11 protein-coding genes, 1 tRNA gene and 3 pseudogenes are annotated in these 14,616 nt (G+C 72.7%); 7 read left to right on the top strand and 8 right to left on the bottom strand.

Annotated features, from left to right (window positions below; translation table 11 throughout):
- Positions 1 to 18: 18 nt before the first annotated feature.
- A complete protein-coding gene (locus ACIF80_RS34585; protein ID WP_399812188.1) occupies positions 19 to 1,908 on the bottom strand; it encodes a LuxR C-terminal-related transcriptional regulator in 1,890 nt (629 codons plus the stop codon).
- Between the two features lie 162 nt (positions 1,909 to 2,070).
- Here ACIF80_RS34585 and ACIF80_RS34580 point away from each other — a divergent pair, with 162 nt between their 5' ends.
- Positions 2,071 to 3,156, top strand: coding sequence for a M12 family metallopeptidase (locus ACIF80_RS34580; RefSeq protein ID WP_399812185.1), 1,086 nt, complete (start codon positions 2,071 to 2,073; stop codon positions 3,154 to 3,156).
- A gap of 164 nt (positions 3,157 to 3,320) precedes the next feature.
- Here the strand turns inward: ACIF80_RS34580 and ACIF80_RS34575 are convergent, their stop codons facing one another.
- Complete coding sequence (locus tag ACIF80_RS34575; protein WP_399812183.1) at positions 3,321 to 3,767, bottom strand: Lrp/AsnC family transcriptional regulator; 447 nt, start codon at positions 3,765 to 3,767, stop codon at positions 3,321 to 3,323.
- Between the two features lie 93 nt (positions 3,768 to 3,860).
- Between ACIF80_RS34575 and ACIF80_RS34570 the strand changes: the two genes are divergently transcribed.
- Together ACIF80_RS34570 and ACIF80_RS34565 are read left to right on the top strand one after the other, a co-directional pair.
- Positions 3,861 to 4,679, top strand: a complete 819-nt coding sequence (locus tag ACIF80_RS34570) for an LLM class flavin-dependent oxidoreductase (RefSeq protein WP_399812181.1) — start codon at positions 3,861 to 3,863, stop codon at positions 4,677 to 4,679.
- Positions 4,676 to 5,101 (top strand): annotated as a pseudogene (locus ACIF80_RS34565) (nucleoside deaminase). Before ACIF80_RS34570 ends, ACIF80_RS34565 begins: the two are co-directional and overlap by 4 nt.
- Positions 5,102 to 5,172: 71 nt before the next feature.
- Here the strand turns inward: ACIF80_RS34565 and ACIF80_RS34560 are convergent.
- From ACIF80_RS34560 to ACIF80_RS34550, 3 genes and pseudogenes are all read right to left on the bottom strand, one after another.
- A tRNA-Pro gene (locus tag ACIF80_RS34560) sits at positions 5,173 to 5,246 on the bottom strand.
- A gap of 275 nt (positions 5,247 to 5,521) precedes the next feature.
- Positions 5,522 to 6,476, bottom strand: a pseudogene (locus tag ACIF80_RS34555) (VOC family protein).
- Positions 6,473 to 7,123 carry a GntR family transcriptional regulator gene (locus tag ACIF80_RS34550; protein ID WP_399812179.1) on the bottom strand — a complete coding sequence of 217 codons (651 nt, stop codon included), beginning with the start codon at positions 7,121 to 7,123 and terminating at the stop codon, positions 6,473 to 6,475. The pseudogene ACIF80_RS34555 and the gene ACIF80_RS34550 overlap by 4 nt, the downstream one beginning before the upstream one ends.
- Before the next feature lie 208 nt (positions 7,124 to 7,331).
- Here ACIF80_RS34550 and ACIF80_RS34545 point away from each other — a divergent pair, with 208 nt between their 5' ends.
- A complete protein-coding gene (locus ACIF80_RS34545; protein ID WP_399812177.1) occupies positions 7,332 to 8,495 on the top strand; it encodes a Gfo/Idh/MocA family protein in 1,164 nt (387 codons plus the stop codon).
- A gap of 4 nt (positions 8,496 to 8,499) precedes the next feature.
- On the opposite strand, the gene ACIF80_RS34540 is transcribed toward ACIF80_RS34545, so the two are convergent.
- Together ACIF80_RS34540 and ACIF80_RS34535 are read right to left on the bottom strand one after the other, a co-directional pair.
- Positions 8,500 to 9,111 carry a TMEM175 family protein gene (locus ACIF80_RS34540; protein ID WP_399812174.1) on the bottom strand — a complete coding sequence of 204 codons (612 nt, stop codon included), beginning with the start codon at positions 9,109 to 9,111 and terminating at the stop codon, positions 8,500 to 8,502.
- A gap of 74 nt (positions 9,112 to 9,185) precedes the next feature.
- Positions 9,186 to 10,220, bottom strand: a complete 1,035-nt coding sequence (locus ACIF80_RS34535; protein ID WP_399812172.1) for a LacI family DNA-binding transcriptional regulator — start codon at positions 10,218 to 10,220, stop codon at positions 9,186 to 9,188.
- Between the two features lie 115 nt (positions 10,221 to 10,335).
- On the opposite strand from ACIF80_RS34535, the gene ACIF80_RS34530 reads away from it, so the two are divergent.
- The 3 genes and pseudogenes from ACIF80_RS34530 to ACIF80_RS34520 all read left to right on the top strand — a co-directional run bounded on the left by ACIF80_RS34530 (position 10,336) and on the right by ACIF80_RS34520 (position 13,479).
- Entirely contained in the window at positions 10,336 to 11,523 is a 1,188-nt protein-coding gene (locus tag ACIF80_RS34530) for a phytanoyl-CoA dioxygenase family protein (RefSeq protein ID WP_399812169.1), read from the top strand.
- Between the two features lie 70 nt (positions 11,524 to 11,593).
- Positions 11,594 to 12,405, top strand: a pseudogene (locus ACIF80_RS34525) (SDR family oxidoreductase).
- Between the two features lie 69 nt (positions 12,406 to 12,474).
- On the top strand, positions 12,475 to 13,479 hold the full coding sequence (locus tag ACIF80_RS34520; protein WP_399812166.1) for a Gfo/Idh/MocA family oxidoreductase: 1,005 nt from the start codon (positions 12,475 to 12,477) through the stop codon (positions 13,477 to 13,479).
- 94 nt (positions 13,480 to 13,573) lie between these two features.
- Here ACIF80_RS34520 and ACIF80_RS34515 read toward each other — a convergent pair whose 3' ends face one another.
- A complete protein-coding gene (locus ACIF80_RS34515; RefSeq protein ID WP_399812163.1) occupies positions 13,574 to 14,593 on the bottom strand; it encodes a Gfo/Idh/MocA family protein in 1,020 nt (339 codons plus the stop codon).
- Between the last annotated feature and the right edge of the window lie 23 nt (positions 14,594 to 14,616).

Here is a 14,616-nt window from a genome sequence, read left to right as displayed (position 1 = left end):
GGCCCGGAACACGAGGGGTCAGGCGGGCTGCGCCTCCCGGAGTTCGGCCGGCCGGAGTTCGGTCCGCCGGGAGTCGGCCGCCCGGGAGTCGGTCAGCCGGGGCAGGGCGGTGCGGTCGCTCGCGCCGAGGCGGGTGTAGGCGCTGTACAGGTGGTTGCCGACGGTGCGGACCGACAGGGTGAGGCGTTCGGCGATCTGCCGGTTACTGAGTCCGGTGGCGGCGAGGGTGACGATCTGCCGTTGCCGTGCGGTGAGTTCGCCCAGGACCAGACCGGCGAGTGCCGGGGTGCGGGCGCCCTGGCAGCGACGGGCGAGGTCGACGGCACGCGTGCGCGCGGTGCGGGCGGCGCCCGGGTCGCGGTGGGCGGCGGCGGCCTGGGCGTACGCCTCGGCCGCGAACAGCAGGAAGCCGCGCCGCTCCAGTTCGCCGGCCGCGCGGTCCAGGGCGGGACCGTCGGCGTGCGTGAGGGCGTCGGCGTGGGCGGCGAAGACACCGGTGAGCCGCCCGGCGGCCCGTTCGGGGGTGCCCAGGCGGACGGCGTCATAGGGGTCGTGCGGGGCGTGGGCGGGGTGCCGGCCGCTCGTGAGGGCGGCCGACTGGGCCTCGGCGAGGGCGAGTTCGGCTCCGGCTTCGGCAGCCGCCCCGGATCCGGTTCCGGTTCCGGCTTCGGCTCCGGCGGGGCCGGAGGATGTGGAGGCCGTCGTGCGCAGTCCCTCGCGGGCCCATGCGGCGGCCTCCCGCACTTCGCCCCGCAGCCGCGCGTACCGGGCCCGCAGTGCCGCGTACCCGGCGGGCACCGGGACACCCTCCGCCACCAGCCAGTCCCCCACGGGCGCCGGGACGGTCCGGACGTCGGCCTGTCCGATCAGCGCGGTGAGGGCGGCGGCCTCGGCGTCCAGGGCGGGTCCGTACTCCTCGGGTGCGCGGGCCAGCCGGCGCGCCCGCAGTCTGCCGGCCGCGGCCCGCAGGACGGGGCCGTGCAGGGGGTGGGCGAGACGGACGGCGCCCTGGCCGTCGACGTGGACCAGGCCGTCGTCCTCCAGGCGTTCGAGGGCGGCGAGGTCGAGGGGGGCGGGGCCCGCCGGGCGGCCGACCGGGTCGATCGGGTCCTGCGGGCCCGTCGGGTCGTCCAGGTTCACCGGCAGGGGTTCGGCGAAGGCCAGGCGGTCCAGCGTCTCGCGTTCGACGGGGTCCGTGCGGGTGAGCAGGTGGGCGGTGTGCTCGCGGACGGCCGGTGTGAGCGGTACCGGGCCCCGCCAGGCCCATTCGTCCGTGCCCGGTACGGGGGCGAGGCCCTCGTGTCCCCGTAGTGCCCCCAGGAGTTCGCGCAGCAGCCGCAGGTCGCCGCCGGCGAGGCGGTGCAGCCGGTTGACGGTGAGAGGCTCCGGGGCCCGGCCCGCGCCCACCGTGACCAGTTGTGCGGTCTCCTCGCGGGGCAGCGGCCCCAGGGGCAGGCGGGGCAGCAGCTCGCCGGCCCACAGCCGGGACACCGCGGCGGGTACGGGAGCTCCGTCGGTGACGACGATCAGCAGCCGGGTGTCCGACCGCACGGCGAGTTGATGGACCAGGGCGGCGGAGGAGTCGTCGAGCAGGTGGGCGTCGTCGACCAGCAGGGTCCGTAATCCGGACAGGAGCCGGAGCGCGCGGTGCAGGGTGACCGATTCGGGCAGCAGAGGGGCGAAGGCGGCGAACGGCATCCGGTGGGCCTGCGGGATTCCGGCGACCCGGGCGCAGTCGGTGCCGCGGACGGCCTCGGTGACGAGCCGGGTCTTGCCCCGGCCCGGCGGTCCGCTCACCACGAGGCCACGCCGGGACCCGGCCAACGACCGGCGGACCAGTTGCAGTTCGCCCTCCCTGCCGGTGAAGGGCCAGAGCGGCGAGGGCTCCAGTGCCACCACGTCCCTCATGGACGGCGTCTCCTCCCTCCCGTGGGGCCGGAACGGCGTGGTCGTGTTCCCCGGCGAAGTCGTCACATCATCAGGAGCGGGAATACTCACCCCTGATACAGGGCGAGTTGAGTAGACCCCGACTCAGGCGCCGAGGGCCGCCCGTGGGGCACCCTCTCCCCCATGACCCCTCGCTACTGCTCGCTGACGCGGCAGCCGGCCCCCGCCTTCGCGCCGGGGCTCGCCGCCGAGCGGCTCGGCGCGCTGACCGCCGGGCGGCGGATGTGGGTCAACGGCACCGTGCTGCACTACTGCTTCTTCCGCGGCGACGCCGAGGGGTCGGTCATTCCCGTACCGGGAACCGGCCGGACCCGGTGGGTGCCGTGGGGCGGCACCAAGACGCAGCGGGACGTGGTGCGCGAGTGCTTCGCCGAGTGGCAGGGCCTCGGGATCGGACTCGCCTTCACCGAGGTCCACGACCGCTCGGAGGCGGAGCTGCGCATCGGCTTCCAGTCCGGCGGCGGCTCCTGGTCGGCCGTCGGCAAGGAGGCACTCCTGGCGGGTCTGCACGACCGCACCATGAACTTCGGCTGGGACCTGACCGAGCCCGGGGAGCGTGCGACGGCCCTGCACCAGATCGGCCACGCCCTGGGCATGCTGCACGAGCACCAGAGCCCCTGCGCGGGGCTCCACTGGGACGACGAGGCCGTGTACACCGAGCTGGCGGGCCCGCCCAACCACTGGAGCCGGGAACGGACGCACCACAACATCCTGCGCAAGCTGGACGCGAACGAGGTCAACGGCCCCGTCTGGGACGCCGATTCGATCATGGGGTACGCCTTCGCGCCGGGTCTGATACTGGAACCGGAGCAGTTCCGCGGGGGCGTCCATCCGCCCGGCACGCTGTCCGCGGCGGACAAGGAGTTCGCCCTCGGCTGGTACCCGCCGGCCGAACGGCCCGGCCCGCCCGCACTGGTGCCGTTCCGTTCGGTGCCGCTCGGTCTGGGCCCCGGCGAACAGGCCGACTTCCACATCGATCCGGTGGAGACCCGCGACTACACGGTGGGCACCTTCGGCGACGGCGACCTGGTCGTCGTGCTGTTCGAGGAACGGGCCGGGGAGCCCCGCTACCTCGCCGGGTACGACGACGGGGGAACCCCGCACAACGCGACCCTCGCGGTCCGGCTCGTCAAGGGCCGCCGCTATTTCGTCCGGATCCGCCTGTACTCCGCACGGGGTTCGGGCGAGACCGCGGTCATGTGCTGGTAACGGCACCGGTCCGCTGAACACGGACGCCACGACCACTGTCCGGCGCCGGGGGAGCGGCCGGGAGTCGGTCACCTTCGGGGGAGGGTGACCGCCTCCCGGCCCACGCCACGTCCGGGACCGTCCCGGGGCGGTCGCCCGCCCACCGGCCGCCGGTCCGCCACCGGTCACGGCCTGACGGGCCCCCGAAAAGGCATCGTCTGGCTGTAGACCACACTGGTCGTCGTGCTGCCGAGGCCGGCCAGCTCGTCCATGAGCGTCTCCAGATGCTCCATGGAGGTCGCCGCCACCTTCAGGGTGTAGCAGTCGTCACCGGTGGTGCGCAGACACTCCAGGATCTCCCGTCGTCCGGCGAGCAGTTGACGCAACGGCTGATGGCGGTTGCCCGGGTACTTCAGGCGGACGAGGGCGAGCACGGGGTAGCCGACCTTCGCCAGGTCGACCACCGCGTGGTAGCCGGTGACGACGCCCTGCGCCTCCAGTTGCCGCACCCGTTCCGTGGTGGCCGAGGAGCTCAGGCCCACCCGTCGGCCCAGCTCGCTGAGGGAGATCCGCGCCTCCTGTTGCAACAGCTCCAGGATCGCCCAGTCGACATCGTCAAGGTTAACGGCCATATCGCGATCCTACCGGCAGATTCACGGGGGATCGCGGCCAGAACAGGGAGAATTCGGTTCCGTTATGCCAGATCACCGGTATACCTTCGAGGCATGAAACTGGGCGTCAACGTACCGAACTTCGGGCCCGGGACCGATCCCGGCGTCCTTCGCGAGTGGGCACGGATCGTGGAGGGGCTCGGCTTCGACCTCCTCATGATGTCGGATCACGTGGCCGTCACCCCGGACGTGGCCGAGCGGTACCCGGAGCCGTTCTACGAACCGTTCACCGCGCTGTCCTGGCTGGCCGGCGTCACCACCCGGCTGCGACTGGGCACGACCGTGCTCCTCCTGCCTCTCCGGCATCCCCTGCTGGTGGCGCGCATGGCCACGAACCTCCACCACATCAGCGGCGGCCGGTTCGTGCTGGGCGTGGGCGTCGGCTGGTCACGCCAGGAGTACGAGGCGCTCGGCGTGCCCTTCTCCGCGCGCGGCAGACTGACCGACGAGCACCTGGCCACCCTGCGCGACACCTGGCACGCGGAGACCGGGGACGGCACCCCCGCGATCCCCGTCTGGGTCGGCGGCAACAGCGAGGCCGCGCTCCGGCGCGCCGTACGGTTCGGCGACGCCTGGCATCCGCTGCGGGTCGGCATTCCCCGGCTGCGCTCGGCCATGACGAACCACTCGTTGCGGGCCGTCGCGCCCCGCATCGCGCTGCGGGTGACCACCGCCCCCGTCGACGACCCCGAACGGCCTCCGGGCGTCGGCACCCTCGAGCAGATCCTCGACGACCTCGAGCAGCTTCGCCGACTGGGCGCCGACACCGTCGTCCTCGACCCCTACCACGGAGATCCGGAGGAGACCCGCCGCCCCCACGAGGCCTGGCGGGCACTCACCGCCGTGGCCACGCACTGGAGCGCGCCGTCGTGATCACGACCGCCGACGAGAAACTTCTGCGGCGCGCGATCGCCGTCGCCACCCACGCCCTCACCCCGGGCGACGCACCGTACGGCTCGCTGCCGGCCCCGACGGCACGATTCTCGCCGAGGCCCACAACACGGTGCGGCGCGACGACATCAGCGCCCACCCCGAACTGAAGCTGCCCACTGAGCCGCCCGCGAGCTCGACGCCACCACCGCCGCACGCACCACCATGTACACCAGCTACCGGCCGTGCACCATTGTGCCGGGAGCATCGTCCGGTCCGGTCCCGGCCGAGTCGTCTACGCCCTGTCCACCGAGCAACTCGTCGGACTCGACCCGGAGTCGGGCGCCCGGCCGACAGTGGAGCAGCACGGCCCGGCCCTGTTCGACGAGGCACGCCTCCCCATCGACGACCACTACCGGACGTGACCGCACCCAAAACGGTCGAGAGGCCGTGTCGGATTCCTCCGATACGACCTCTGACCTGCGACTCTCACGAGTCGGGACGACAGGATTTGAACCTGCGACCCCTTGACCCCCAGTCAAGTGCGCTACCAAGCTGCGCCACGTCCCGATGCGTTCCGCGCGGCGTACCGCGTGATCACGCAGGTCAACACTACCGCATCCGGAAGGCGGCTCGGGGACGGAGGGTGCGGGGGCCTACGACCGCGGCTCGGGCGGCGTGACTCCCGGCCCGGCCGCGCTCTCCGTGGGCTCACGCCACGCCTTCGGTGCCACCGGCACTCCCCGTTCCCCGCGCCCGGCGGCCGCGTCGGCACCCCGTGCCACGCCGTCGGTGTCGGCCGGTGGGGTGCCGTGCGTGTGGAAGGAGGCGATGGTCCGCAGTCCTCACGCCCGGCCCTCGGCCCGCTCGGCCTCCGTCCAGGTGATCGGCGGCCAGTCGGGCGCGAGCACCAGGCGGGTGAGCAGGTTGCACAACTCGACGTGTTTGCGGTCCGGTTCGTGGACGTAGAGGAAGAACGTCTGCTGGATCGCGTGCTTGTGGGCTCCCGTCTCGATGAACACACCGGTGTCGATGGCGAGATCGGCGGCGCGCGGGATGTCCTCGCGGGTGTCGGTGGCGAAGGCGATGTGGTGCAGCCGTCTGTTCGAACCCGTCCAGTCCTCGGCGTGGACGACGTCGTACGACGTGTGCGTGTACGTCGGCCGGCGGGCCGCGATCCTGCCGTCGTCGGGCCGGAGCTGCTCGGTGGGGCGTGCCCCGAGGATCCGCTGCTGGAACTCCGCGTCGGCGAGGACGTCGGCGGCGAGGCGGTGCAGCCGGTTGACGTGGTCGAGCCGCCGGACGCCCACGCCCCGGCCGGGTTGGCCTGCGGCTGGTTCTTCGGCGCGGGTTTCAGTTCGCCGGGGGCGCGGTAGTGCTCGCTCCCCCGGTACAGGACGTGTTCGTGGCCGTCCGGGTCGGTCGTGACGTACAGCTTGCCGAGGCCCGGTTCGTCCTCGGTCCAGCGGCCGGATCCGCCCGCCTCCTCGCCCGCCCGGACCCGGCGGTGCAGGGCCTGTTCGCTGAAGGTCCGCAGGGCGCGAGCCGGCCGGGGCCGGGCCGCTCGCGGGTGGTCGGCACCAGGCCGTGGTGCTCGTAGTCCTCGAAGGTGCGCAGCCGGACCGTGTCGCCGTCCCGGCCGTTGACCGTGAGGCCCAGGCAGTCGGTGGAGAAGGCGACGCCGGCGTCCGGGTCCGGGGTGAAGAGCTGCACGTGTCCGAGGTGGGCGATGTCGCCGAGCGGCGGGGCCCTCGGGGACCTCCAAGGGCTTGGACGGGGACTCGGGGACGGTCCGGTCAGCCGCGCAGTGCCTCGATCACGCTGGTGAGGTGGGCGCGGACGGCCGCCTCGGCCGCCTCGGGGTCCCTGGCCCTGATCGCTTCGATCATGGCCAGATGCTCGACCAGGGAGTGCTGCGAGCGTCCCGGTCTGAGCGCCAGCTGGAAACGGTGGCGGACCAGTTGGCCGTTGAGGCGGTCCAGCAGGGCCACGGCCGTCCGTTGTCCTGAGAACTCCTGGATGCGGGTGTGGAGTTCCTGGTTGAGCTGGGAGTAGGTGAGGGGCTCGCCGTCGGCCACGGCCTTGGTCATCGCCGTGCCCAGTGCGGTGAGCCGGTCCAGTTGCGCGTCGTCGGCCGTGGCGGCGGTCTTGGCGGCGCACAGCCCTTCGAGCACCATCCGGCATTCGGTGATGGCGACCGCCTCCTCCACGGTCACCACCCGCACCCGTGAGCCGCGGTTGCGGATCCGCTCGACCAGGCCCTGGGCCTCCAGGTCGATGAGCGCGGCCCGGATGCTGGCCCGGGTCACCTCGAACCGCTCGGCGAGTTCGTTCTCCACCAGCCGCTGGGCCGGTGCCATGTCGCCCTGCAGGATCGCCTGCCGCAGCTGGGCGATGGCATGCTGCTTGGCCTGCTCTCCGCTGCTCGGGCGGCCTTGGTCGGGCATCGTCGCTCTCCCCCTGAGTGGGTGCCTGGTGACCCTAAGCCTATCCAAACAGAATAGTCAACAATTTCGTTCGCTCCATTGCGGACAAGTGCTGCGCATCTGATCCACTCCTTGACACCCTCACCCGTCCACACTCAAGGTTTGTCTGGACAAGGATGGACGGAACAGGGAACGGTCCGGGTACGGAACGGTCCGAGGAAGGGCTCTCATGGTGGATACGCTCGGTGTCGCCGTCATCGGATTCGGCTGGATGGGGCGGGTGCACACCCAGGCGTACGCGCGGGTGCCGCACCACTATCCGCAGCTCGCCCTGCGCCCGGAGCTGATCACGGTCGCCGAGGAGGTGCCGGGCCGGGCCGAGGAGGCCGCCGCGCAGTTCGGGTTCGCCCGCACCACCCGCGACTGGCGCGACGTGGCCGCCGACCCGCGGATCCGGGCGGTCAGCATCACGGCCCCGAACTTCCTGCACCGTGAGATCGGCGTCGCGATGGCCGAGGCCGGCAAGCACATCTGGATCGAGAAGCCGGTCGGTCTCACCGCCGACGACGCCCGCGCGGTGTCGGACGCCGTCGAGAAGGCCGGCGTCCGCAGCGCGGTCGGCTTCAACTACCGCAACGCGCCCGCCGTCGAGGCGGCCCGCGCACTGATCGCCGACGGCGACATCGGCACCGTCACCCATGCCCGCATCCGCCTGTTCAGCGACTACGCCGCCCACCCCGAGTCCGCCCTGACCTGGCGCTACGAACGGGAGCGCGGCGGCAGCGGCGTGCTCGGCGACCTGGCCTCGCACGGCGCCGACCTGGCCCGCTTCCTGCTCGGCGACATCGCCTCGCTGACCGCCGACACGGCGATCTTCCTGCCCGAGCGGGCCCGCCCGGCCGGCGCCACGGCCGGGCACTCCCGCGCCGCCGGCGGTGAGCTCGGCCCGGTGGAGAACGAGGACTACGTGAACTGCCTGCTGCGCTTCGCCTCCGGCGCGCGCGGCGTGCTGGAGGCCTGCCGGGTCTCGGTCGGCGAGCAGAACAACTACGGCTTCGAGGTGCACGGCACCAGGGGCGCCGTGTTCTGGGACTTCCGGCGGATGAACGAACTCGGCGTCAGCCGCGGCACCGCCTACCAGGACCAGCCGGTGAGCACGGTTCACGTCGGTCCGGGCGACGGCGAGTTCGGCGCGTTCCAGCCGGGCGCGGCGAACGCGATGGGCTACGACGACCTGAAGGTCATCGAGGCCCACCGCTTCCTGCGCTCCATCGCCGAGGACACCGCGTACGGCGCCACACTCACCGACGCCGTGCGCAGCGCGGCCGTACTGGACGCGATGGTGCGCTCGGCCGAGAGCGGCGCGTGGGTGACGGTGGACGCCTCCTCCTGACGTCTCAGCGGGCCGCGCTCTCCCGGCGGCCCAGCCAGACCTTGAGCGGCACCAGCACCAGCCACCACCACATGGCGGCGGGCCCGACCACCAGGGCCAGTGGGATGGTCGCGAGGAACACCGCCACCGTCGAGCCCAGATCGGCGAGGGAGAGCTCCTCGTCCCGCCCCGGGGCCGCGTCGCCGCGCAGCCAGGGGCGTCTGGCGAGGAGGACGGCCAGCGTGAGATGGACCCCGCCGAGTGCGGCGACCGCCGCCGAGTAGATGACCACCGAGACGCGCTCGTCGCCGTACTCCGAGATCAGCGCGGTCGGGAACGGCAGCAGTGCCGCGATGCCCAGGCCGAGCACGGTCAGCGAGATCACCTGTCCGTCCACCTGCCGGACGGTGCGGAAGAGCGCGCGGTGCTCGCGCCAGAAGCCGGCCAGCACCACCAGGCTGATCGCGTAGGCGCCCAGGTTGGGCAGCAGCGCACGCAGAGCGTCGTGGTACTCCTCGGGGCTCAGTCCCCGCGGCACGGAGAGGTCCAGGACGAGCAGGGTGATGGCGATGGCGAACACGCCGTCGGCGAGGGTCACCAGCCGCTCGGGCCCGCCTTCCGGGGTCGGTTTCCTCATGCCCACGACGGTAGGCAGCCCCGGCCCGCCGGACGGGGATACACGCCCGGGCCGGGCTCCTTCACCGTGAGCCGTCACCCGGCCATCGTGCCGGGCGGCATGTTGTAGGGGGTGACCACCTGGATCGCGGAGGGGAGGGTGGGCCCCGCGGGCGGCAGGGCGCCGTGGGCGCGCATCACGAGGTGGCAGGCCTCGCGCAGGTCGTGGCGCAGATCGTGGTGGAGCACGGCGGACAGGCGGTGCTCGCGCAGCAGCCGGGTGTTGTCGTGGTCGAGGTCGTGCGCGACGAACACGGTGCACTCGCGCCCGGCGTCCTCGAAGGCCCGCAGGGTGGCGATGTTGCCGCCGCCGATCGAGTAGACCGCGCGGATGTCCGGGTCGCGGTCCAGGGCCGCCCGGACGAGCTCGTACTGGGTGGTGTCCAGGCCCTGTCCCTCGGCGATCTCCACGAGGGCGTGCTCGGGGTACCGGGCGCGCATGGCGCTGCGGAAGCCCATCTCGCGCTCCTCCTCGTTGCGGAAGAAACCGCTGGAGAGGCTGGTGAGCACATTGCCGGGGCCGTCGCCGAGCCACTGCCCCATGAGATACGCGGCGGTCGCGCCGGCCGCCCGGTTGTCGCTGCCGACGTAGCCGACACGGGCGCTCGCGGGCAGGTCGGTCACCAGCGTCACCACCGGGATGCCCGCCGCCGCGAGCCGGCCGACGGCGGCGGTGACCTCGGGGACGTCCGGGGCTTTGAGGATCACCCCCTGCGAGCCGCGCCGCCCGATCCGGTCGAGGGCGGCGACCAGTTCCCCCGCCGGACCCGTCTCGCGGAAGTGGAAGCGGGAGCGGACCACGGCCGGGTGCAGGGAGGGGAGTTCGGCCTCCAGGGCCACACGCACGGCGGTGGAGAACCGTTCGGGCGACTGCATCACGATGTCCACCATGAACGTACGGCCGACCAGCCGGACCTGGGTGCGCTGCCGGTCCAGGTCGGCGATCGCCCGGCGCACCTCCTGCGCGGTGCTGTCCCGCACTCCGCCCCGGCCGTTGAGCACCCGGTCCACCGTGGCCTCGCTCAACCCTGCCTGACGTGCGATTTCCCTGAGGGGGAAGGGGTGGCCCATATGACCGGCTCCTGGAACTCCTGAGGGGTTTTTGACGGCTGACTGCTGGTTGTTCGAAGGCTTTGTACTGACAAGAATGACAGAGCCGAGTCCCCCGTGCCCCGAAAGGACGACCATGTCCTTCTCCACCGCTTCCACCCCGGTCCAGCCGTCCGCCGAGCAGCGGCCCTGGCTGTCCGAGCAGGACTGCGACCTGGACGCGTTCCGTGCCCTGGTCGAGCGGACCACGGACCGTTCCGCCTACCCGCACGCCTGTGCCGTGGAGCAGAACGTGCTGTTGTACGACGCCGGCCGGCTCGCCCTCGCGGACCGCCGCGAGGCCCAGGCCGAGCTGGTGCGCGCCCTCACCGACGGCCCCGGCATCGTGGTCGTCCGGGGTGCCTTCCCCGACCCGGCGGTCGTGGACCGGGCCACCGCCGTGTTCGACGCCCTGATCGCCCAGCAGCGCGCCACGGGCGCCACCTCCGGCGACCACTTCGCCAAGCCGGGCGCCAACGACCGGGTGTGGAACGCCCTGGAGAAGGCCGCCCTCCACGACCCGCAGGCCTTCGCCGACTACTACGCCAACGACGTGATCGCCCTGGTGTCCACGGCCTGGCTCGGCCCCGGCTACCAGGTCACCTCCCAGGTGAACGTGGTCAATCCGGGCGGCGCCGCCCAGACCGTGCACCGTGACTACCACCTCGGTTTCCTCTCCAACGAGGTCGCCGCCGCCTACCCGGCGCACGTGCACCACCTCTCCCCCGTGCTCACCCTGCAGGGCGCGGTCGCGCACTGCGACATGCCCGTCGAGTCCGGTCCCACGCTGTACCTGCCGCACTCGCAGAAGTACGGGCCCGGCTACCTCGCCTGGCGGCTGCCCGAGTTCCAGGCGTACTTCGAGGAGCACCACGTGCAGCTGCCCCTCGCCAAGGGCGACGCGGTCTTCTTCAACCCGGCCCTGTTCCACGCCGCCGGCGCCAACCACTCGACGGACATCCGGCGCATGGCCAACCTGCTCCAGGTGTCCTCCGCGTTCGGGCGGGCCATGGAGACGGTGGACCGCGAGACCGTGACGGCAGCCGTCTACCCGGTGCTGCTCAAGGCGCGGGCCGAGGGCGCCGGCGAGCAGTGGCAGGAGAACGTGATCGCGGCGAGCGCCGAGGGCTACCCCTTCCCCACCAACCTCGACAACGACCCGCCGGTCGACGGCCTGGCCCCGCCCTCGCAGGCGGACCTGGTCCGGCGAGCGCTGCGCGAGGGCTGGACCGTGCGGACCCTGCGGGAGGCACTGCGGGCCGGCACGAAGCGGCGCGAGAGCTGACACCACGCTCCCCCGCCCGCCCCACCACCCCGCACGACCGGCTCAGGAACGGAAAGGACCCCCGAACGGCATGGGACTTCTCGACGACAGGATCGTCCTCGTCAACGGCGGCAGCCAGGGTGTCGGTGCCGCCGTCGCGCGGGCCGCGGTGCGCGAGGGAGCGGTGGTGGCCGTCACCGGGCGCCGCCCCGCGCCCGGTGAGGCCCTAGTGGCGGAGCTGGCCGCCGCGGGCGGCAAGGCGCTGTTCGTCCGCGCCGACCTGGCCGACGCCGAACAGGCCAAGGAATCCGTCGCCGAGGTGGTGCGGGCGTACGGGCGGGTCGACTGCCTGGTCGACTCGGCGGGGCCGACCTCGCGCGGAACGCTGCTGGACACCACCCCGGAACTGTTCGACCAGCACATCGCGATCAACCTCAAGGCACCGTTCTTCGCCATGCAGGCCGTCGTGGCGGACATGGTGCGGCGCGAGGAACCCGGCACGATCGTCAACATCATCACCTCGTCGGCGCACGGCGGGCAGCCCTTCCTGGCCCCCTACGTCGCCGCGAAGGCCGGGCTCATCGGCCTGACCCTCCCCCACGCTCGGCTCCGCTCGCGCGGGGGACCCCCATCGCGGCGCACGCCCACCGCTGGGACCGGATCCGGATCAACGGACTGAACATCGGCTGGACCGCCACCGAGGGCGAGGACGCCACCCAGCGCACCTTCCACGGCGCGGGCGACGACTGGAAGGAGCGGGCCGCCGCCCGGCTGCCGATGGGCAGGCTCGGCCGGCCGGACGAGATCGCCGACTTCGTGGTCCTGCTGCTGTCCGACCGGTCCGGCGTGGTGACCGGCTCCGTGATCGACTGGGACCAGAACGTCCTCGGCGGCCTCGACTGACGGACCCCGCCCGGCCTTCCCCCACGTAAGAGAACACCCGCACCCCCGCACTCAAGGAGCACCACCCCCATGCGCATCGGAATCCTCGGTCTCGGCCGCATCGGCGCCTTCCACGCCGAGACCCTCTCCGGACTCGGCACCGTCGAGTCGCTCGTCGTCTCCGACCCGTTCGCGGACGCCGCGAAGGCCGCCGCCGAGCGGTTCGACGCCGAGGTCGCGGACTCCCCCGAGGCCGTGCTCGCCGCCGGCGTGGACGGTGTGGTGATCGCCGCGGCGACCGACGCCCACCCGGGGCTGATCCTCGCCTGTGTCGAGGCGGGCGTCCCCGTGTTCTGCGAGAAGCCGGTGGCCCGCACGATGGCCGAGGGCGTGCAGGTGCTGAAGGCGGTCGAGGGCCGGGACGTGCCGATCCAGATCGGCTACAACCGCCGTTTCGACGCCGGCTTCGTCGCCGCGCGGGAGGCCGTGCGGGGCGGGGAGCTGGGCAAGCTCCACACCGTGCGCTCGACCACGCTGGACCCCGCGCCGCCGCCGGCCGCGTACATCGCCGCCTCCGGTGGCATCTTCCGCGACTGCTCCGTGCACGACTTCGACATCATCCGCTGGGTGACCGGCCGCGAGGTGACCGAGGTGTACGCGGTCGGCGGCAACCGGGGTGCCGACTACATCAAGGAGGCGGGCGACGCCGACACCACCGGGGCGATCCTCACCCTGGACGACGGCACCATCGCCGTGGTCTCCAACAGCCGCCACAACGCCCGCGGTCACGACGTCCGCATGGAGATCCACGGCTTCACCGACTCCATCGCGGTCGGTCTGGAGGACAAGCTGCCGCTGCGGTCGGTGGAGCCCGGGGTGACCTTCCCGGCAGGCACTCCCCACGACTTCTTCATGGACCGCTTCACCGCCGCCTACCGCGCCGAACTCACCGCTTTCACCGAGGTCGTGGCCGGCTCCCGGCCGTCCCCGTGCACGGTGGCGGACGCCCTGGAGGCGGGCTGGATCGCCGACGCGTGCACCCTGTCCCTGCACGAGCACCGCCCCGTCACCCTCGAGGAGGTACGGCAGGCGTGAGCGGTGGTACGCGCTCCCGGAATCGGGTGACATGAGCAACGTGTGTGGGGGCCGCCCTCCGGAAGGGCGGCCCCCACACACGCATCACGTCCTCTCACCCGTACAGCGCGGGCTTCTCCGCCAGTTCGACCTCCACCCGGCCGCCCTCCTCCAGGGCCCGGACGCCGGCCTCGCAGACGGCGGCTGCCGCGTAACCGTCCCAGGTGCTGGGGCCGCCGACCTCGCCCCGGCGGGTGGTGTCGACCCAGGCCTGGAGCTCGTCGTCGTAGGCCTGGGCGAAGCGTTCGGTCCAGTCCTGGGTGATGGTGCCGCCCCAGCGGCCGGCCGTGTGGGTGACCAAGTGGTGGTCGTCGCCGACGCGTGCGGTGCCGCGTTCGCAGACCACCTCGGCCTGGACCTGGTAGCCGAAGCCGCAGTTGACGAAGATCTCGACGTCGCTGAGCGCGCCGCCGTCGGTCTCCAGGACGACGAACTGCGGGTCGCGCAGCCCGTCGGGCGCCCCGGGAGAGGAGGCGGGGGTGAGCACCGTGACCGCCGTGATCTCGTGGCCCAGCAGCCAGCGGGTGACGTCCACTTCGTGGGAGACGGAGTCGGTGATCAGCATGGAGCTGGTGAAGAAGGGGGGACCTGCCACATTGCGGTGCCTGTTGTGCAGCATCAGGGGCCGGCCCAGCCGCCCCGTCTCCAGCAGCGTCTTGAGGCGGACGTACTCGGCGTCGTAGCGGCGCATGAAGCCGACCTGGACGCGGCGGTGGCCGAGTGCCTGTTCGGCTTCGACGACGCGCAGCGCGGAAGCGGCGTCGGGGGTGAGCGGCTTCTCGCACAGGACGGGCAGGTCGCGCTCGAACGCGGTGAGCAGGGCGGCCTCGTGGGCCGGCCCCGGGGAGGCGATGAGCACGGCGTCGACGCCGGCCGCCGCCATCGCGGCGGCCGGGTCGGTGTGTACGGTGCAGCCGTCGATGCCGGCGGCCACCGCCTTGGCCCGTTCCGCGTCGGTGTCGGCGACGGCGGCGACCCGGGCGCCGCTGACGACCCGGTCGATCCGGCGCACGTGGTCCGCGCCCATGCGGCCCGTGCCGATGACGGCGATTCCCAGGGGTTCGTTCCCGTGCACGGTTCTCGCCTCCCTTTCCGGGG

It is taken from the genome of Streptomyces sp. NPDC085927 (assembly GCF_044540975.1).
Taxonomy (GTDB): Bacteria; Actinomycetota; Actinomycetes; order Streptomycetales; family Streptomycetaceae; genus Streptomyces; species Streptomyces hirsutus.
Note: the sequence above shows the minus strand (reverse complement) of the source record. Positions and strands in the feature narration are given on the sequence as shown.

Excerpts from the sequence above, each read along its gene's own strand:
- ACIF80_RS34585 (WP_399812188.1), bottom strand. The coding sequence starts at position 1,908 with ATGAGGGACGTGGTGGCACTGGAGCCCTCGCCGCTCTGGCCCTTCACC.
- ACIF80_RS34580 (WP_399812185.1), top strand. The coding sequence starts at position 2,071 with ATGACCCCTCGCTACTGCTCGCTGACGCGGCAGCCGGCCCCCGCCTTC.
- ACIF80_RS34575 (WP_399812183.1), bottom strand. The coding sequence starts at position 3,767 with ATGGCCGTTAACCTTGACGATGTCGACTGGGCGATCCTGGAGCTGTTG.
- ACIF80_RS34570 (WP_399812181.1), top strand. The coding sequence starts at position 3,861 with ATGAAACTGGGCGTCAACGTACCGAACTTCGGGCCCGGGACCGATCCC.
- ACIF80_RS34550 (WP_399812179.1), bottom strand. The coding sequence starts at position 7,123 with ATGCCCGACCAAGGCCGCCCGAGCAGCGGAGAGCAGGCCAAGCAGCAT.
- ACIF80_RS34545 (WP_399812177.1), top strand. The coding sequence starts at position 7,332 with ATGGTGGATACGCTCGGTGTCGCCGTCATCGGATTCGGCTGGATGGGG.
- ACIF80_RS34540 (WP_399812174.1), bottom strand. The coding sequence starts at position 9,111 with ATGAGGAAACCGACCCCGGAAGGCGGGCCCGAGCGGCTGGTGACCCTC.
- ACIF80_RS34535 (WP_399812172.1), bottom strand. The coding sequence starts at position 10,220 with ATGGGCCACCCCTTCCCCCTCAGGGAAATCGCACGTCAGGCAGGGTTG.
- ACIF80_RS34530 (WP_399812169.1), top strand. The coding sequence starts at position 10,336 with ATGTCCTTCTCCACCGCTTCCACCCCGGTCCAGCCGTCCGCCGAGCAG.
- ACIF80_RS34520 (WP_399812166.1), top strand. The coding sequence starts at position 12,475 with ATGCGCATCGGAATCCTCGGTCTCGGCCGCATCGGCGCCTTCCACGCC.